This window comes from Burkholderia lata (assembly GCF_902499025.1).
GTDB classification, from domain to species: domain Bacteria; phylum Pseudomonadota; class Gammaproteobacteria; order Burkholderiales; family Burkholderiaceae; genus Burkholderia; species Burkholderia lata_C.
Genome location: NZ_CABVPW010000062.1, coordinates 1 through 16,661 on the forward strand (window position 1 = coordinate 1; position 16,661 = coordinate 16,661).

Consider the following 16,661-nt stretch of genomic DNA (forward strand, 5'->3'; position numbering starts at 1 on the left):
GAGCCGGCGTTCCATGCCGCGCGCGAGCGCGCGCTGGCGCTCGCCGACCTCGCGCAGCAGCAGCGCGCGCTGCGGGCTCGCCAGCTCGGCCGCGCCGGTCGGCGTCGGCGCACGCACGTCGGCCGCGAAATCCGCGATCGTGAAATCGGTTTCGTGCCCGACGCCGCTGACGACCGGCACTTCGCTCGCGGCGATTGCACGCGCCAGCGCCTCGTCGTTGAACGACCACAGATCCTCGATCGAGCCGCCGCCGCGACAGACCAGCAGCACGTCGACCTCGCGGCGCGCATTCGCGGCCTCGACGGCCGCGACGAGCTTTTCGGCGGAACCGGCACCCTGCACGGGCGCCGGATAGACGATCACCGGAATGTGCGGCGCGCGGCGGGCGAGCGTGGTCAGCACGTCGCGCAGCGCGGCCGCCTGCAGCGACGTGACGATGCCGATCGCGCGCGGGTGGGCCGGCAGCGGCCGCTTGCGCTCGGGCGCGAACAGTCCCTCACTCTCGAGCTGCGCCTTCAGCCGCAGGAACGCCTCGTACAGGCGCCCCTGGCCCGTGCGCCGCACGGCCTCGACGTTGAGCTGCACTTCGCCGCGCGGCTCGTACATCGTGACGACCGCGCGCACCTCGATCCGGTCGCCTTCACGCGGCGTGAATTCCGCATATTGCGCGCGGCCGCGGAACATCACGCAGCGCATCTGCGCCTGCTGGTCCTTGATCGAGAAATACCAGTGGCCGCTCGCGGCGCGCGTGAAATTCGACACTTCGCCCGAAATCCACAGCAGCGGAAACGAACGCTCGAGCATCGTCGAAATCGCGCGATTGAGCGCCGAGACGGGAATCACTTCGTCGCCGCCGCGGGTCGCGCCCGGTGCGGCAAATGGGGAGTCGGAAGGCATGGACGATCGGATGAATGCTGGCGGCGACACGATAGTCCGACACGCGCGCGACGTCCAGCGCCGGGCGCTTGCGCGGTGACGTTCGGAAGGTGTCCACATTTTGGCAATCATCGGCCTAAAACGCGTGAAAACCGCTGAAAAATCCAGACAATTCCCCGTAACACATTGATTTTTATATATTTTTAACTCTTTCGGAATGATTCTCATCCGATTCGAAGCCCACCCGGCGGGCGTTTGACGCCATCGAGCGGGGAGTTCTTCACAGAGTTATCCACAAGCCGCCGCGATCCGGCCCCGCGAGCCGCGGCGGCCGGTCGCGCTTGCCGCGCCCGCCTGCGGCGCGCTAGAGTGCCGCCTTCCGCAGACCCCGCGGCATGCGCCGCCCAACGGAGAATCCGCCTTGACGAATCCGTCCCAAGCCGCGGCGCACGACCTGCCGCGCCCGGCCCGATGAGCGCGCCCGACGGCCCGCTCGCGCGGCTCGAAGCCCGCCTGACGCGCGAATGGCAGCGCCGCGGCGCGCTCGCGTGGGCGCTCACGCCGTTCGCGTGCGTGTTCGGCCTGTGCGCGGCGCTGCGACGCGCCGCCTACACACAGGGCTGGAAAAAGCCGGTCGACGTCGGCGTGCCCGTCGTCGTGGTCGGCAACGTGACCGTCGGCGGCACCGGCAAGACGCCGACCGTGATCGCACTCGTCGACGCGCTGCGGGCGGCCGGCTTCACGCCCGGCATCGTGTCGCGCGGCTACGGCGCGAACGTGAAGGCGCCGACCGCCGTCACGCTCGCGTCGCGGGCCAGCGCGGGCGGCGACGAACCGCTCCTGATCGCACGCCGCACCGGCGCGCCCGTCTGGGTCTGCCCCGATCGCGTCGCGGCCGCGCAGGCGCTGCGCGCCGCGCATCCGGACGTCGACGTGATCGTCAGCGACGACGGCCTGCAGCACTACCGCCTCGCGCGCACGGTCGAGCTCGTCGTGTTCGACCACCGGCTCGGCGGCAACGGCTTCCTGCTGCCGGCCGGGCCGTTGCGCGAGCCGCTGTCGCGGCATCGTGACGCCACGCTCGTCAACGATCCGTACAGCGGCGCGCTGCCGCCATGGCCCGACACCTATTCGCTCGCGCTCACGCCGGGTGCCGCGTGGCACCTCGACCAGCCCGCGCTGCGCCGCCCGCTGTCGCAATTCGCGAACGAACGCGTGCTCGCCGCGGCCGGCATCGGCGCGCCGGAACGCTTCTTCGCGACGCTGCGCGCGGCCGGTCTCGCGCCCGCGACGCGTGCGCTGCCCGACCATTACGCGTTCGCCGACAATCCGTTCGTCGACGACGCCGTCGATGCGATCCTGATCACCGAGAAGGATGCAGTAAAATTGGGCGCTTCCTGGCGCGACGCTCGACTGTGGGTCGTCCCCGTCGAAGCCGCGCTCGCCCCTCGCCTCATTGCCCTCGTTGTGGAGAAACTCCGTGGACGCTCGCCTGCTTGAAATTCTTGTGTGCCCTATCTGCAAAGGCCCGCTCCACTATGACCGTGCCGCGCAGGAGCTGATCTGCAACGCGGACAAGCTCGCCTACCCGATCCGCGACGGTATCCCCGTGATGCTGGTCGACGAAGCACGCCAGACCGTCGAAGGCACGCCGGTCGACCCGGCCGGCCGCTAAGTCGCTCGATCCAGCCCGAGCCAGCCCGAGCCGCGGCCCGTCCGCGGCCAGGGCGCCGAACCCGCCGGGCGCCCGCACCAGACGCGCCGCCCGCTCCGTTCTTCTCACCGCCCTCCCCGATGACTCACCCGCAACCCTTCATCGCCGTCATTCCCGCCCGGCTCGCGTCGACGCGGCTCCCGAACAAGCCGCTCGCCGATCTCGGCGGCAAGCCGATGGTCGTGCGTGTCGCCGAGCGCGCGCGCGAAGCGGGCGCGCAGCAGGTGCTGGTCGCGTCCGACGCGCAGAGCGTGCTCGATGCGGCCCGCGATCACGGCTTCGAAGCGGTGCTGACGCGCGCCGATCATCCGTCCGGCACCGACCGGCTCGCGGAAGTCGCGGCGACGTTCGGGTGGAGCGACGACACCGTCGTCGTCAACGTGCAGGGCGACGAGCCGCTGATCGACCCCGCGCTCGTGCGCGACGTAGCGTCGCACCTCGCCGCGCATCCGGCCTGCGCGATTGCGACGGCGGCCCATCCGATCCACGACGCGGCCGACGTGTTCAACCCGAACGTCGTGAAGGTCGCGCTCGACGCGCACAGCGTCGCGCTGTACTTCTCGCGCGCGCCGATTCCGTGGAGCCGGGACGCGTACCAGCCGCACTGGCCCGACGTCGCGGCCATGCCTGCACCCGCTTTCCCGGTCTACCGGCACATCGGCCTCTATGCGTATCGCGCGCGTTTCCTGCGCACCTATCCGACGCTCGCACAGGCGCCGATCGAACAGGCTGAGCAGCTCGAGCAGCTGCGCGCGCTCTGGCACGGCGAGCGCATCGCAGTGCTGATCACCGAGTCCGCGCCCGAAGCCGGCATCGACACGCCGGCCGATCTCGCACGCGTGCAGGCCCTTTTTCAGCCGTCATCAAAATAACCCGTGGCATAATCAGGCGATTGTGCGAGCCGTCCGCGACCAGCGCGTCCTCGCTTGACCCCGCCCGCGGCCCTGCCGGCAGCCGCGCGTCGCCTAACCCGACGCGCCGCATCAGACCGGTCCGCCACGCGCCAGGCAAGCCCCGCGCACGCCGTCGCCGGCGCTTTTTTCGTCTCGCCACACGAATCTACATACTGGAGATATCACCATGCGTTTGATCCTGTTGGGCGCGCCCGGCGCGGGAAAGGGCACCCAGGCAAACTTCATCAAGGAAAAGTTCGGCATCCCGCAAATCTCGACGGGCGACATGCTGCGCGCGGCCGTGAAAGCCGGCACGCCGCTCGGCGTCGAAGCGAAGGGCTACATGGACGCAGGCAAGCTCGTGCCGGACGCGCTGATCATCGGCCTCGTCAAGGAGCGCCTGAAGGAATCCGACTGCGCGAACGGTTATCTGTTCGACGGTTTCCCGCGCACGATCGCGCAGGCTGACGCAATGAAGGAAGCCGGCGTCGCGATCGACTACGTGCTGGAGATCGACGTGCCGTTCTCGGAAATCATCGAGCGCATGAGCGGCCGCCGCACGCACCCGGCATCGGGCCGCACGTACCACGTCAAGTTCAACCCGCCGAAGGTCGAAGGCCACGACGACGTGACGGGCGAACCGCTGGTCCAGCGCGACGACGACAAGGAAGAAACCGTCAAGAAGCGTCTCGAAGTGTACGAAGCGCAGACCAAGCCGCTGATCACGTACTACGGCGACTGGGCGCAGCGCGGCGAGGAAAATGGCCTGAAGGCTCCGCAGTATCGCAAGATCTCGGGCCTCGGCAGCGTCGAGGAAATCCGCGAGCGCGCGTTTGGCGCACTGAAGTAAGCAGCGCGTCGCGCACCCGCAAGCCGCCCTTTCCGGGCGGCTTTTTTTTGCCCGGACGGAATTGGCACGACCGTTCTCGTCTCGCCGCCGCGCGAAGGCGCCCCGTACAATCAGTCGAGTGCGGGCACCTCCATTACCGGCGGACCGGCATTTCAACCCATCGCGCGGCGTCGGATCGGGCAAGCGTTTGTGTGGAAGCGCTACTTGAGCCGAAGCGGCAATGGCGCTCAACCGCCTTGCATGGGACCTCCCCAGGCGCTGAAGCGCCAAGGGCGGTCGACCGCCTTGGCATGGGACCTCCCTAGGCGCTGAAGCGCCAAGGGCGGTCGACAAAGGAGAGAGTCATGGAAATTCGCGGCAACGTGTTCCTGATCACGGGCGGCGCATCGGGCCTCGGCGCCGGCACCGCGCGGATGATCGCGCAGGCAGGCGGCACGGTCGTGCTCGCCGACCTGAACGACGCGGCGGGCACCGCGCTCGCAACCGAGCTGGGCGGCATTTTCGTGCACTGCGACGTGTCGAGCGAAACCGACGCGCAGGCTGCCGTCGACGCGGCGACGCGCGCCGGCACGCTGCGCGGCCTCGTGAACTGCGCGGGTATCGCACCCGCCGCGAAGACCGTCGGCAAGGACGGCGCGCATCCGCTCGACGTATTCGCGAAGACGATCAACGTGAACCTCGTCGGCACGTTCAACATGATCCGGCTCGCGGCCGCCGCGATGGCCGCCACCGCGCCGACCGCGGACGGCGAGCGCGGCGTGATCGTCAGCACCGCGTCAGTTGCCGCATTCGACGGACAGATCGGGCAGGCCGCGTACGCGGCGTCGAAAGCCGGCGTCGCGGGCATGACGCTACCGATCGCGCGCGACCTGTCGCGCAACGGCATCCGCGTGATGACGATCGCGCCCGGCCTGTTCGAGACGCCGATGCTGCTCGGCATGCCGCAGGACGTACAGGACGCGCTGGGCGCAATGGTGCCGTTCCCGCCTCGGCTCGGCAAACCGGCCGAGTACGCGCTGCTGGTGCGCCAGATCGTCGAGAACCCGATGCTCAACGGCGAAGTGATCCGCCTCGACGGCGCGATCCGGATGCAGCCGAAATAGGCACAAAAAAAACGCCCGCGATGCGGGCGTTTTTTCATTCAGGGTTGCGGCAAACACGGCGGTGGCTCAGTCCTCGCCGTCGCGCTGCATCCGCTGCCGCAATTCGGTCACCTGCGACTCGACGACGGTGGCGTCGTCCGCGTCCGGCCGCTCGCCGAGATACTGCTCGAGATCCTCGAGTGCGGGGCGCAGGTAATCGAGCCGCGCATACGCGAACCCGCGGTCGCGGACTTCGTCGAGGTGCTCGGGCAGCAGGATCACGAGCCGCTGCTGCACCGCGAGCAGCCGCTGCCAGCGTTCCGTCTGAAGATAGATCGTCTTCAGGTTGCGCAGCATCCGCGCGATGATCTCGCGGCTCGTCGCGGGCTGCAGCAGCGCGCGCAACGCGCTGTCGACCGCACCGGCCGCCCGCGCGACGTACGGCTCGAGCATCTCGACCATCTCGGCTTCGGACAGCGAATGGCCGTTGGCCGGATCGATGATCAGGTCGCCGTCCGGCAGCGTGACGCGCAGCAGGAAGTGGCCGGGGAACGATACGCCGCGCGCCGGTACGCCGATCTGCTCGGCGAGTTCCAGGTACAGCACCGACAACGAGATCGGGATCCCGCGCCGCCGCTTCAGCACGGCGTTCAGGTGGCTGTTATCGGGGTCGTAGTAATCGTTGTGATTGCACGCGAAGCCGAGCTCGCGGAAAAAGAAGTCGTTCAGCGCGGCGACGCGGCCTTTCAGGTCCATATCGTCGGCAAGCCGCCGGCGCAGCCGCGCCGCCAGCATGTCGAGTTCGGCCAGCGTGCCCTGCAGATCGAGGTCGGGATACGCGTCCTGCGCCAGCGACAGCGCCGCTTCCGTGACGGGCAGGCTGTCGTCGTCTGCCACGAGCGTGCTGAAGAAGTCGAGGACGCGGGTCATTGCGGTCGTCACTTGGCGCGCCTTCTGAAATAAGCGTATTTGAAGCCCATCACCCACAACATACCGAAATATAGTGCAGCGAACAGCACGAGGCACGCAGCCATCAGCGCAATGCGATCGAGCGGCTGCGCACGCATCCCGGTCCAGTCGAAGCTGACCGACAGCCAGTGCATCAGCCCGGCGAGCACGAGCGTCGCACCGATCAGCTGCACGAAGAAGCGCAGCCAGCCCGGCGACGGCTGGTAGATGCCGCGCTTGCGCAGCCCGATGAACAGCAGCAGCGAGTTCAGGCACGCGCCGACGCCGATGCTCAACGTCAGGCCCGCGTGGCCGATCAGCGGCACGAACACATAGTTCGAGATCTGCGTGACGATCAGCACGCCGATCGCGATCTTCACGGGCGTCTTGATGTCCTGCTTCGCATAGAAGCCCGGCGCGAGGATCTTGATCAGGATGATGCCGACGAGGCCGATCCCGTAGGTCGCGAGCGCGCGCGCGACCATCGTCACGGTATGCGCGTCGAACTTGCCGTAGTTGAACAGGGTCGCGGTGAGCGGCGTCGCGAAGAAGAACAGCGCGAGCGCGCTCGGTGCCGCGAGCAGGAACGTGACGCGCAGCCCCCAGTCGAGCAGCGCCGAATATTCGTGCGAATCGGCGTCGACGTGCGCCTTCGACAGGCTCGGCAGCAGGATCGTGCCGAGCGCGACGCCGAGCAGCGCCGTCGGGAATTCCATCAGGCGGTCGGCGTAGTTGATCCACGACACCGCGCCCTGCCCGAGCCGCGACGCGATGTTGGTGTTGATGATCAGCGACAGTTGCGCGACCGACACCGCGAACGTCGCGGGCACCATCTTCGCGAGCACGCGCTTCACGCCCGGATGGCGCAGCGCGCGCATCGGGTTGAGGCCGATCAGCGGCACCATGTCGATCTTCTTCAGGCCCGGCAGCTGCACGAGGAACTGCAGCACGCCGCCGACGATGACGGCCCATGCGAGCGCGAACACCGGCACCTTCAGGTGCGGCGCGACGAACACGGCCGCGGAGATGAACGCGACGTTGAGCAGCACCGGCGCGAACGCGGGCAGCGAGAAGCTCTTGTATGTGTTCAGCACGCCGGAGGCGAGCGTCGTCAGCGAGATGAACACGATGTACGGGAACATGATCCGCGTCATCGTGACCGCGAGCGGGAACGCCTGCCCGTCGGTGTGCAGGCCGGACGCGACCGCGAACACGACCCACGATGCGCCCACGATCCCGAGGACCGACAGCACGGCAAGCGCCCACGCCAGCACGGTGGACATCGCGTCGACGAGCGCTTTCGTCGCGTCGTGCCCCTGCTGGTTCTTGAACTCGGCAAGGATCGGCACGAACGCCTGCGAGAACGCGCCTTCGGCAGACAGGCGGCGCAGCAGGTTCGGGATACGGAAGGCGACGTAGAACGCGTCGGTGTATTGACTGGCGCCGAACGCACGGGCGATCAGCGTCTCGCGGGCCAGTCCGGTCACGCGCGACAGCAGCGTGAAGCCGCTGACCGTCAGCAGGGCTCGGAATAGATTCATGGGGCGCTTATTATACGGACGTTGCGTGGCCCGGCCAGCGGTCGACACCGAAAAGCGCGCAATCCGCCGGCGTCCCATCCGGCGGGCGTCACGTTGAGCTTGCCACTCGCTTGATTTTGTTGCTATAATCGCCGGTTTCTGGGCTCGTACATGCACGGCAACTGCCGTTTTCATGTCCCGGCCTCGGTTAAAATCACCGTTTTTTATGCGCCCCTGGGCAATCGCTCTCAGGGGACGGATCGAAAAGCAGCGCTTGGCCGTCTAGGCTCCAAGCTCTGGAAACAGGACAGGATAAGGAACCGTCATGGCTAACTCCGCACAAGCACGCAAGCGCGCCCGCCAGGCCGCGAAGGCAAATTCGCACAACTCGGCGCTGCGCTCGAAATTCCGTACCGCGATCAAGGCTGTTCGCAAGGCTGTCGACGCCGGCGATCAAGCAAAGGCTGCCGATCTGTTCAAGGCTGCCGTGAAGACGATCGACACGATCGCTGACAAGAAGATCGTTCACAAGAACAAGGCCGCTCGCAGCAAGAGCCGCCTGGCCGCGGCCGTCAAAGGCCTGCAGGCAGCAGCGTAAATCCGGTGCGCCCGCTCACGCGGGCGTTCCTGTTTCCTGCGATCGCAAAAAAGCCCGCCTAGGCGGGCTTTTTTGTCGTCTGTCGCCGGCGCGCGCTGCGGGCCGGCCACATTTGCCAGGGCGGGCGCGGTAAGCGCCGTCGCCCGTGCCGGCATCATTTCTTCTCGCCGTAGTCCGGCAGTTCGCACGCCTCGGTGACGACGAGGTTGTTGTCCTTCGCGAAATTCAGCACGAAATCGAACGCCATCGGCTCGACGTCGCGCAGTCGGGAATCGAGGATCACGCATTTCAGGTCGCCGAGCATCGTCGGACGCACGTAGAGCGAATACTGGAGACGCGCGTTCCGCCCGCTCGCCCCCGGCCCGAAGCAGGCCATCACACCGGCCAGACGTTCCGACCAGTCGCTCGGGCGAAACTTTTTCCCGTCTTTCGTGATGCCCTGGATGAAGAATTCGGTCGGAGGGGTTTCAGCCATGTGGTTACCCAAGTGACGGCCCGGCGATGTCCAGGCAACGGCGCCTGGATACGCGAAACACAAAGCTGAAACGGACGGCGGCACAAGCATTCCGGTATCCCGAAAACGGGACGTCGGCGCGCGCCGCCGGTGGACTGCACCGGATTTGTGCAGCGCACGGCTTGTGTCCGGCAGAGCGCGAGGAGGCTTGCCTGCCGGGCTGGAGAAAACTTTCGAATTATACCGCAGCGCGCCATTGCGCGCCGTCCCGACACCCCTCCTCCTGCATCGCTTGCCGCACGCGGCGATCGCGCCCCGCTTCTCTCCGCGGCTCGTCAAAGCACAGAAAATCCTTTATGCTGCTTTGAGTTATCCACACCCGACGGCCGCGCCGTCCGGCCTTGCTGCCGGGGGCAACCCGCCGTATTTCGCTTCATGACCGCCAAAACCATTCGTCACTACCTGCAGTTCAAGGATTTCTCGCTGGAAGACTACGAGTACGTGCTCGAACGCACGGGTATCCTGAAGCGCAAGTTCAAGAACTACGAGACCTATCACCCGCTGCACGATCGCACGCTCGCGATGATCTTCGAGAAGAGCTCGACGCGCACGCGCCTGTCGTTCGAGGCCGGGATCTTCCAGCTCGGCGGCCACGCCGTCTTCATGAGCACGCGCGACACGCAGCTCGGCCGCGGCGAACCCGTCGAGGATTCCGCGCAGGTCATCTCGCGGATGGTCGACATCATCATGATCCGCACGTTCGAGCAGGAGGTCATCAAGCGCTTCGCGGACAATTCCCGCGTGCCGGTGATCAACGGCCTGACGAACGAGTACCACCCGTGCCAGGTGCTCGCCGACATCTTCACGTACTACGAGCACCGCGGCCCGATCGCCGGCAAGACCGTCGCGTGGGTCGGCGATGCGAACAACATGCTCTACACGTGGATCGAAGCCGCGCAGATCCTCGGCTTCAAGCTGCGCCTGTCCACGCCGCCCGGCTATGCGCTCGACATGAAGCTCGTGTCGCCCGACAGCGCGCCGTTCTATGAAGTGTTCGACGATCCGAACGAAGCATGCAAGGGCGCCGATCTCGTCACGACCGACGTGTGGACGAGCATGGGCTTCGAGGCCGAGAACGAGGCGCGAATGAAGGCGTTCGCCGACTGGTGCGTCGACGAGGAAATGATGGGCCACGCGAACCCGGACGCCCTCTTCATGCACTGCCTGCCCGCGCACCGCGGCGAGGAAGTGACGGCCGGCGTGATCGACGGCCCGCAAAGCGTCGTGTGGGACGAAGCGGAAAACCGCCTGCACGTGCAGAAAGCGCTGATGGAGTTCCTGCTGCTCGGCCGCCTCAAGCACTGACACGCCGGCACCCCGCCAGCCCATGAAAAAAAGCGCCGATCGACGATCGGCGCTTTTTGTTTGGGCGCGAGCAAAGCCGCGCTAAACCCGCGTTACAGGCAAACCGGTTCGGGCTCGAGTTCGACGCCGAAACGTGCGCGCACGTCGGCCTGGATCGCCTGCGCGAGCGCGAGCACGTCGGCACCCGTTGCACCGCCCCGATTGACGAGCACGAGCGCCTGGCGGTCGTGCACGGCCGCCGCGCCCAGCGCGCGCCCCTTCCAGCCGCAGCGGTCGATCAGCCAGCCGGCTGCGAGCTTGACCTGCCCGTCCGGCTGCGGATACGACACGATTTCTGGCGCACGGGCGCGCAGCGCATCGAACTGCGCGGCATCGATCACCGGATTCTTGAAGAAACTGCCCGCGTTGCCGAGGACGAGCGGATCGGGCAGCTTCGCGCGGCGGATCGCGACGACGGCGTCGAACACGTCGCGCGCCGTGGCCGCGTCGGGTGCGATGCCGCGTACGTCGAGTTCGCGGGTGACATCCGCGTAACCGAGCCGCGGCGCCCATTGCTTCGGCAGCCGGAACGTCACCGACACGATCGCGAACCGGCCGCGCCCTTCCCGCTTGAAAAAGCTGTCGCGGTAGCCGAACGCGCAGCGCGCGGCATCGAAGCGCTCGCTGCGCCCCGTCGCCAGCTCGACCGCGACCAGCGAGTCGAAATACGCCTTCATCTCGAGGCCGTACGCGCCGATGTTCTGGATCGGCGCGGCGCCGACCGTGCCCGGAATCAGCGCGAGGTTCTCGAGGCCCGCCATCCCGTGCTCGAGCGTCCACGCGACGAATGCGTGCCAGTTCTCGCCGCCGCCGGCCTCGACGTACCACGCGTCGTCGTCCTCGCGCACGACGCGGCGGCCCGCGATCTCGTCGAGCAGCACGACGCCGTCGAAATCGCGCGTGAACACGACGTTGCTGCCGCCGCCGAGCACGAGTCGAGGCAGGTTCGCGACGCGCGGGTCGCGATGGAGCGCCTCGAACTGCGACGCATGCGTGATGCGCGCGGCAAAGCGCGCGGTCGCGGCGATGCCGAACGTGTTGTGCGCGGCGAGCGGATGGTCGGGAAGCAGCGACAGGGCGGAATCGTCAGGAGGCATCGGCATTCGCGGTCACGTCCGCCCGGGCGGCGCATGGCCGGCCTTGGGCAAACGGAAGGGCATCGGTAAAATGGCAAACAGTCCGCAATTATAGCGAGGCCCGTGCGCGAGCCGGGTGCCCGCATCTCAAGGGAGGAATGCCATGCCATCGTTCGACGTCGTTTCCGAAGCGAACATGATCGAAGTGAAAAACGCCATCGAGCAGTCGAACAAGGAAATTTCGACGCGCTTCGACTTCAAGGGCTCCGACGCGCGCGTCGAGCAGAAGGAACGCGAGCTGACGCTGTTCGCCGATGACGATTTCAAGCTCGGCCAGGTCAAGGACGTGCTGATCGGCAAGCTGGCCAAGCGCAACGTCGACGTGCGCTTCCTCGACTACGGCAAGGTCGAGAAGATCGGCGGCGACAAGCTCAAGCAGATCGTCACCGTGAAGAAAGGCGTGACCGGCGATCTCGCGAAGAAGATCGTGCGCCTCGTGAAGGACAGCAAGATCAAGGTGCAGGCGAGCATCCAGGGCGACGCGGTGCGCGTGAACGGCACGAAGCGCGACGACCTGCAGAGCGTGATCGCGATGCTGCGCAAGGACGTGACCGACACGCCGCTCGACTTCAACAACTTCCGCGACTGATCGCCAGACGATCCGTCACGTCATCCTGCCGGGCACCGCACACGCGGCGCGCCCGGCATGCGGCAAGCGCCGCACCTCGTCAGGCTTTCCCGCCGTCCTGCGCGCCGCCGTCCGCGGCCGCCTTCTTCTTGTCGCCGATCCGGCTCTCCTGCCCCGCCAGCAGCTTCGAAATGTTGCCGCGGTGACGCCACACGAGCAGCACGCTCATCGCGAGCACGGCCCACGCGACCGGGTTGTGGCCCGTGCCGAACAGGAATACGTCGAACACCGGTGCGAACACGGCCGCCACCAGCGCCGCAAGCGACGAATAACGGAAGAAGAACGCGACGATCAGCCAGGTCAGCGCGGTCGCGAGCCCGAGCACCGGGTGCACGGCCAGCAGCACGCCGGCCGCGGTCGCGACGCCCTTGCCGCCCTGGAAGCGGAAGAACACCGGATACAGGTGGCCGAGGAACACCGCGATCGCGACCCACGCGACCGCGACCTCGGGCAGGCCGAAGTGCCGGGCGAGCCAGACGGCGATCCAGCCCTTGAAGGCATCGCCGACGAGCGTCAGGATCGCGGCCTTCTTGTTGCCGCTGCGCAGCACGTTGGTCGCGCCGGGATTCTTCGACCCGTACGAACGCGGGTCGGCCAGGCCCATCGCGCCACTGACGACGACGGCGAACGACACCGAACCGATCAGGTAGGCAACAAGGGCGGCGAGCAGGATCTGCATGCGGAGGACTCTTCTTTCAACGTATCGGTAAAGGGACGGCTGCGCGCGGCACGCCGAAACGGCGCCCATTCTACCGAACGCGCGCGGCCTGCCACGAAGGTGAAACCCTCAGTCAACACTGGCGCACTGCACGGGCTGCGCGCCGAGCAGCGACGTGAGCACGGCCGGCGCGAGGCTGACGAGGTAGCCGCGACGCCCGCCGTTCAGGTAGATCGTCGGCAGCTCGAGGATCGTCGCCTCGACGTAGACGGGCATCGTCTTGCGTGTGCCGAACGGCGACGTGCCGCCGACGAGATAGCCGGAATGGCGGTTCGCGACCTCGGGCTTGCACGGCTCGACGCGCTTCGCGCCGATCTGCCGCGCGAGGTTCTTCGTCGATACGGTGCGGTCGCCGTGCATCAGCACGATCAGCGGCTTCGCGTGCTCGTCTTCCATCACGAGCGTCTTCACGACGCTGTGCTCGTCGACGCCGAGCTGGCGCGCCGATTCGCCGGTGCCGCCGTGCTCGACGTAGTCGTACGGGTGCTCGCCGAACGCAACGCCGTGGCGGCGCAGCAACTGGGTCGCGGGGGTTTCGGACACATGCCTGGATTTGCTCATGGCGGCATTTTAATGGTGAACGACCGTCGGGCGCGCAATGGCGCCCTCGCGCCGGCGCCGGCGGTATACTCGCGGCCCGTTTTTCGCGGGGCGGCCTGCTGCGTCGCCGCAACGATTCCTGCCATCATCATTGCGGACATCGCGAAGCGCTATTGCCCGAATGGCCGATTGTGGCGCGCCCGCCGTCATGGCACGATCGTTCGCCAACCTCGTCAGCCGCCGCCCGCCCCTTTTCTGGAGACGCCATGTCCTCGTCCCCCCGTTCTTCCGAGCCGCTCGACGTCGAGGCGCTGCTCGCCGCGCTGCCTCGCCGCATCGCCGACGTGCCCGCACGCTGGGCCGCGCAGGCGCCCGCGCACCCGGCGCTGATCGAGGACGCGCGCCGCCTGTCGTACGGCGACCTGTCGCAGGCCGTCGATGCCGCGGCCGCGCTGCTCGCCAGCCTCGGCGTGCAAGGCGGCGATCGCGTGATGATCGTCGCCGAAAACTGCGTCGCGCAGATCGTGCTGCTGTTCGCGGCAGCCCGCGTCGATGCGTGGGCGCTCGTGTCGAACGCGCGGTTGTCCGCCAGCGAACTCGACGCGATCGCCGCGCACGCGCGTCCGAAGCTGATCGCGTTCACCACCGACGCATCGTCCGACGCACGCACGCATGCCGAACGGCACGGCGCAACGCCTGCCGGCAGGCTGCCGGTCGACATCGGCGCGTGGTCGTATCGCGTCGACGCGAGCGCGCCGGTCGAACCGGTCGCCGCCGACGGCGCCGCGCAATGCGCGGCGCTGATCTACACGACCGGCACGACCGGCACGCCGAAAGGCGTGATGCTGTCGCATCGCAACCTGCTGTTCATCGCGGCGACGTCGAGCACGCTGCGCCGCGTGTCGCCCGACGACGTCGTCTACACGGTGCTGCCGGTGTCGCACGTGTACGGGCTCGCGTCGGTCTGCCTCGGCAGCCTGTACGCGGGCGCGACACTGCGGCTCGTGCCGCGCTTCGCGCCGGAAGCCGTGCGCGTCGCGCTTGCCGACGAAGGCGTCACGATCTTCCAGGGCGTGCCCGCGATGCACGCAAAGCTGCTCGAACACCTGCACACGCACGGCCACGCGTGGCGTGCGCCACGCCTGCGCTTCGCGTATTCGGGCGGCTCGCCGCTCGACGCGAACCTGAAGGCGCGTGTCGAGCGCCTGTACGGCGTGCCGCTGCACAACGGCTACGGGATGACCGAAAGCAGCCCGACGATCACGCAGACGCCGCTCGACGCACCGCGCACCGACAGCTCGGTCGGCGTGCCGATTCCCGGTGTGGAGATGCGGATCGTCGCGCCGGACGGCACCGACGTGCCGCCGGGCGAAGTCGGCGAGATACGCGTGCGCGGGCCGAACGTGATGCTCGGCTACTACCGCAACGCGGACGCGACACACGCGGCCGTATCGCCGGACGGCTGGCTGAGCACCGGCGATCTCGCGCGGCAGGAGGCGGACGGCGCGGTGACGATCGCGGGCCGCAGCAAGGAGCTGATCATCCGCTCGGGCTTCAACGTCTATCCGGTCGAAGTCGAGCAGGCGCTGAACGCGCATCCGGACGTCGTGCAGGCAGCGGTCATCGGCCGCGCGGTCGAAGGCAACGAGGAAGTGCTCGCGTTCGTCGAACGGGTGCCCGGCGCGACGGCGGACGAAGCGGCATTGCACGCATGGTGCGCGGAGCGGCTCGCGCCTTACAAACGCCCCGCGCACATCCGCGTGCTCGACGCGCTGCCGGCCGCGTCGACGGGGAAGGTGCTGAAGCACAAGCTGCGCGAGCTGGTCTGACGCACGCGGGCCGGCGCGCGACTCGGCCCGCGCCGTGCCGGATGCGCTAACCGCGTGGATGGTGTTGCGCGTGCAGCGTCTTCAACCGCTCGCGCGCGACGTGCGTATAGATCTGCGTGGTCGAGATGTCGCTGTGGCCAAGCAGCAGCTGCACGACGCGCAAGTCGGCGCCATGGTTCAGCAGGTGCGTCGCGAACGCGTGCCGCAGCGTGTGCGGCGACAGGTGCGCGCGCACGTCGGCGTGCTGCGCATGGCGCTTGATGATGTTCCAGAACTGCTGGCGCGTCATCCCGTCGCCGCGCGCGGTCACGAACAGCGCGTCGGCCGCGCGCGCGCCGAGCAGCACCGGCCGCGCCTCGCGCAGGTAGCGCTCGATCCACCCGTGCGCGACTTCGCCGAACGGCACGAGCCGCTCTTTCGAGCCCTTGCCCATCACGCGCACCACGCCCTCGTTGAGCCCGACCTCGACGGTCTTCAGCATCACGAGCTCGCTCACGCGCAATCCGCTCGCATACATCAGCTCGAGCATCGTGCGATCGCGCAAACCGAGCGGCGTACCGATGTCGGGTGCGCCGAGCAGCGCCTCGACCTGCGCCTCCGACAATGTCGACGGAAACCGGGCAGCCTGTTTCGCTGACGTGATCCGCAGCGTCGGGTCGGCGCTCGCGCGATGCTCGCGCACGGCCCAGCCGTAATAGCGCCGGAACACGGACAGCCGCCGGTTCGACGACGTCGCCTTGCCATCGCTGCGCGCGGCAATGTAGCCCGTCACCATCGCTTCGTCGACCGAATCGAGCGGCGCGTCGTGCGTCTCCGCCAGCCATTGGGAAAACAGCACCAGATCGCGCCGGTACGCGTCGAGCGTGTTGCGCGCGAGCCCGTGCTCGAGCCACAGCGCGTCGCAAAACACGTCGATCGACGCGCGGCTCGCAAGCAGCGCGGGTGACGCCGCGGCGGCATCGCCGTCGGCCTCGGGGGAAATCAGCGATTCACTCATCGGTACGGCACGCCTTCGTGCGCCAGCAGCCAGCGCTTCACTTTCTGGTAATAACCGTTGTCGTCGTGGTTCGCGAAGCCGCCGAGGCCGCCCGCCGCGACGACGCGATGGCACGGAATCACGAGCGGGAAGTAGTTCGCGCCGCACGCCTGGCCCACCGCGCGCGGCGCGCTGCCGATCCGCTTTGCGACCTGGCCGTAGGTCAGCACCGTGCCGGGCGGAATATCGCTGATCACCTCCCACACGCGGTGCTGGAACGCGCTGCCGACTTCGGCGAGCGGCAGGTCGAAACGCGCCGACGCGCGCTCGAAATAACGTTCGATCTGCTTGACCGCGCGCTTCGCGAGGGGCGAATCCGGATCGACCGACTTCACCGATTCGGGCAGATAGACGATCTCGCGCACCACCGCGGCATCCGTGCGGATGCCGACCTTGCCGAACGGCGCGTCGATGACTGCATTGAACATGGCCCTC

Annotated in this window: 18 protein-coding genes; 9 read left to right on the forward strand and 9 right to left on the reverse strand. The window is 67.7% G+C overall.

Going from position 1 to position 16,661, the window contains the following annotated elements; genetic code table 11:
- Positions 1-897: exodeoxyribonuclease VII large subunit (gene xseA / locus BDI24065_RS38090; RefSeq protein WP_175035527.1), on the reverse strand; the 897-nt coding region annotated here is incomplete at its 3' end.
- 450 nt (positions 898-1,347) lie between these two features.
- On the opposite strand from xseA, the gene lpxK reads away from it, so the two are divergent.
- The 5 genes from lpxK to BDI24065_RS38115 all read left to right on the forward strand — a co-directional run bounded on the left by lpxK (position 1,348) and on the right by BDI24065_RS38115 (position 5,436).
- Positions 1,348-2,376, forward strand: a complete 1,029-nt coding sequence (gene lpxK / locus BDI24065_RS38095; protein WP_175035528.1) for a tetraacyldisaccharide 4'-kinase — start codon at positions 1,348-1,350, stop codon at positions 2,374-2,376.
- The gene (locus tag BDI24065_RS38100) at positions 2,357-2,551 is read left to right on the forward strand and encodes a Trm112 family protein (RefSeq protein WP_010090898.1); all 195 of its coding nucleotides are present in this window, start codon (positions 2,357-2,359) and stop codon (positions 2,549-2,551) included. Before lpxK ends, BDI24065_RS38100 begins: the two co-directional genes overlap by 20 nt.
- 119 nt (positions 2,552-2,670) lie before the next feature.
- On the forward strand, positions 2,671-3,462 hold the full coding sequence (gene kdsB, locus BDI24065_RS38105; protein ID WP_175035529.1) for a 3-deoxy-manno-octulosonate cytidylyltransferase: 792 nt from the start codon (positions 2,671-2,673) through the stop codon (positions 3,460-3,462).
- Positions 3,463-3,670: 208 nt separating this feature from the next.
- Positions 3,671-4,333 (forward strand): adenylate kinase, encoded by a 663-nt coding sequence (gene adk / locus BDI24065_RS38110; protein ID WP_175035530.1) that lies wholly within the window; start codon positions 3,671-3,673, stop codon positions 4,331-4,333.
- A 344-nt stretch (positions 4,334-4,677) separates the two neighbouring features.
- Entirely contained in the window at positions 4,678-5,436 is a 759-nt protein-coding gene (locus BDI24065_RS38115) for an SDR family NAD(P)-dependent oxidoreductase (protein ID WP_175035531.1), read from the forward strand.
- A 66-nt stretch (positions 5,437-5,502) separates the two neighbouring features.
- On the opposite strand, the gene BDI24065_RS38120 is transcribed toward BDI24065_RS38115, so the two are convergent.
- Positions 5,503-6,345, reverse strand: coding sequence for a SirB1 family protein (locus BDI24065_RS38120; protein ID WP_175035532.1), 843 nt, complete (start codon positions 6,343-6,345; stop codon positions 5,503-5,505).
- Between the two features lie 8 nt (positions 6,346-6,353).
- Entirely contained in the window at positions 6,354-7,904 is a 1,551-nt protein-coding gene (murJ, locus tag BDI24065_RS38125) for a murein biosynthesis integral membrane protein MurJ (RefSeq protein ID WP_175035533.1), read from the reverse strand.
- Positions 7,905-8,208: 304 nt separating this feature from the next.
- Between murJ and rpsT the strand changes: the two genes are divergently transcribed.
- Complete coding sequence (gene rpsT, locus BDI24065_RS38130) at positions 8,209-8,481, forward strand: 30S ribosomal protein S20 (RefSeq protein ID WP_011352994.1); 273 nt, start codon at positions 8,209-8,211, stop codon at positions 8,479-8,481.
- A 154-nt stretch (positions 8,482-8,635) separates the two neighbouring features.
- Here rpsT and BDI24065_RS38135 read toward each other — a convergent pair whose 3' ends face one another.
- Complete coding sequence (locus BDI24065_RS38135; RefSeq protein WP_011352995.1) at positions 8,636-8,956, reverse strand: DUF3579 domain-containing protein; 321 nt, start codon at positions 8,954-8,956, stop codon at positions 8,636-8,638.
- Between the two features lie 414 nt (positions 8,957-9,370).
- On the opposite strand from BDI24065_RS38135, the gene argF reads away from it, so the two are divergent.
- Positions 9,371-10,300, forward strand: a complete 930-nt coding sequence (gene argF / locus BDI24065_RS38140; RefSeq protein ID WP_174918518.1) for an ornithine carbamoyltransferase — start codon at positions 9,371-9,373, stop codon at positions 10,298-10,300.
- A 92-nt stretch (positions 10,301-10,392) separates the two neighbouring features.
- On the opposite strand, the gene murB is transcribed toward argF, so the two are convergent.
- Entirely contained in the window at positions 10,393-11,442 is a 1,050-nt protein-coding gene (gene murB, locus BDI24065_RS38145) for a UDP-N-acetylmuramate dehydrogenase (protein ID WP_175035534.1), read from the reverse strand.
- 136 nt (positions 11,443-11,578) lie between these two features.
- Between murB and BDI24065_RS38150 the strand changes: the two genes are divergently transcribed.
- Positions 11,579-12,064: a YajQ family cyclic di-GMP-binding protein gene (locus tag BDI24065_RS38150; RefSeq protein ID WP_011352998.1), complete on the forward strand. Its 486-nt coding sequence runs from the start codon at positions 11,579-11,581 to the stop codon at positions 12,062-12,064.
- Positions 12,065-12,143: 79 nt separating this feature from the next.
- On the opposite strand, the gene plsY is transcribed toward BDI24065_RS38150, so the two are convergent.
- Positions 12,144-12,782 (reverse strand): glycerol-3-phosphate 1-O-acyltransferase PlsY, encoded by a 639-nt coding sequence (gene plsY / locus BDI24065_RS38155; protein WP_175035535.1) that lies wholly within the window; start codon positions 12,780-12,782, stop codon positions 12,144-12,146.
- 108 nt (positions 12,783-12,890) lie between these two features.
- Positions 12,891-13,382: a Cys-tRNA(Pro) deacylase gene (ybaK, locus tag BDI24065_RS38160; protein ID WP_027789278.1), complete on the reverse strand. Its 492-nt coding sequence runs from the start codon at positions 13,380-13,382 to the stop codon at positions 12,891-12,893.
- Between the two features lie 245 nt (positions 13,383-13,627).
- Between ybaK and BDI24065_RS38165 the strand changes: the two genes are divergently transcribed.
- Positions 13,628-15,190 (forward strand): class I adenylate-forming enzyme family protein, encoded by a 1,563-nt coding sequence (locus BDI24065_RS38165; RefSeq protein WP_175035536.1) that lies wholly within the window; start codon positions 13,628-13,630, stop codon positions 15,188-15,190.
- A gap of 46 nt (positions 15,191-15,236) precedes the next feature.
- Here BDI24065_RS38165 and xerD read toward each other — a convergent pair whose 3' ends face one another.
- Positions 15,237-16,187, reverse strand: coding sequence for a site-specific tyrosine recombinase XerD (gene xerD / locus BDI24065_RS38170; RefSeq protein WP_175035537.1), 951 nt, complete (start codon positions 16,185-16,187; stop codon positions 15,237-15,239).
- The gene (locus tag BDI24065_RS38175; protein ID WP_175035538.1) at positions 16,184-16,654 is read right to left on the reverse strand and encodes a methylated-DNA--[protein]-cysteine S-methyltransferase; all 471 of its coding nucleotides are present in this window, start codon (positions 16,652-16,654) and stop codon (positions 16,184-16,186) included. Before BDI24065_RS38175 ends, xerD begins: the two co-directional genes overlap by 4 nt.
- Between the last annotated feature and the right edge of the window lie 7 nt (positions 16,655-16,661).

Coding starts and splice junctions, on each gene's coding strand:
- xerD (WP_175035537.1), bottom strand. CDS start 16,187: ATGAGTGAATCGCTGATTTCCCCCGAGGCCGACGGCGATGCCGCCGCG.
- BDI24065_RS38150 (WP_011352998.1), top strand. CDS start 11,579: ATGCCATCGTTCGACGTCGTTTCCGAAGCGAACATGATCGAAGTGAAA.
- BDI24065_RS38135 (WP_011352995.1), bottom strand. CDS start 8,956: ATGGCTGAAACCCCTCCGACCGAATTCTTCATCCAGGGCATCACGAAA.
- plsY (WP_175035535.1), bottom strand. CDS start 12,782: ATGCAGATCCTGCTCGCCGCCCTTGTTGCCTACCTGATCGGTTCGGTG.
- murJ (WP_175035533.1), bottom strand. CDS start 7,904: ATGAATCTATTCCGAGCCCTGCTGACGGTCAGCGGCTTCACGCTGCTG.
- BDI24065_RS38120 (WP_175035532.1), bottom strand. CDS start 6,345: ATGACCCGCGTCCTCGACTTCTTCAGCACGCTCGTGGCAGACGACGAC.
- BDI24065_RS38115 (WP_175035531.1), top strand. CDS start 4,678: ATGGAAATTCGCGGCAACGTGTTCCTGATCACGGGCGGCGCATCGGGC.
- BDI24065_RS38165 (WP_175035536.1), top strand. CDS start 13,628: ATGTCCTCGTCCCCCCGTTCTTCCGAGCCGCTCGACGTCGAGGCGCTG.
- adk (WP_175035530.1), top strand. CDS start 3,671: ATGCGTTTGATCCTGTTGGGCGCGCCCGGCGCGGGAAAGGGCACCCAG.
- BDI24065_RS38175 (WP_175035538.1), bottom strand. CDS start 16,654: ATGTTCAATGCAGTCATCGACGCGCCGTTCGGCAAGGTCGGCATCCGC.
- kdsB (WP_175035529.1), top strand. CDS start 2,671: ATGACTCACCCGCAACCCTTCATCGCCGTCATTCCCGCCCGGCTCGCG.
- murB (WP_175035534.1), bottom strand. CDS start 11,442: ATGCCGATGCCTCCTGACGATTCCGCCCTGTCGCTGCTTCCCGACCAT.
- rpsT (WP_011352994.1), top strand. CDS start 8,209: ATGGCTAACTCCGCACAAGCACGCAAGCGCGCCCGCCAGGCCGCGAAG.
- ybaK (WP_027789278.1), bottom strand. CDS start 13,382: ATGAGCAAATCCAGGCATGTGTCCGAAACCCCCGCGACCCAGTTGCTG.
- lpxK (WP_175035528.1), top strand. CDS start 1,348: ATGAGCGCGCCCGACGGCCCGCTCGCGCGGCTCGAAGCCCGCCTGACG.
- argF (WP_174918518.1), top strand. CDS start 9,371: ATGACCGCCAAAACCATTCGTCACTACCTGCAGTTCAAGGATTTCTCG.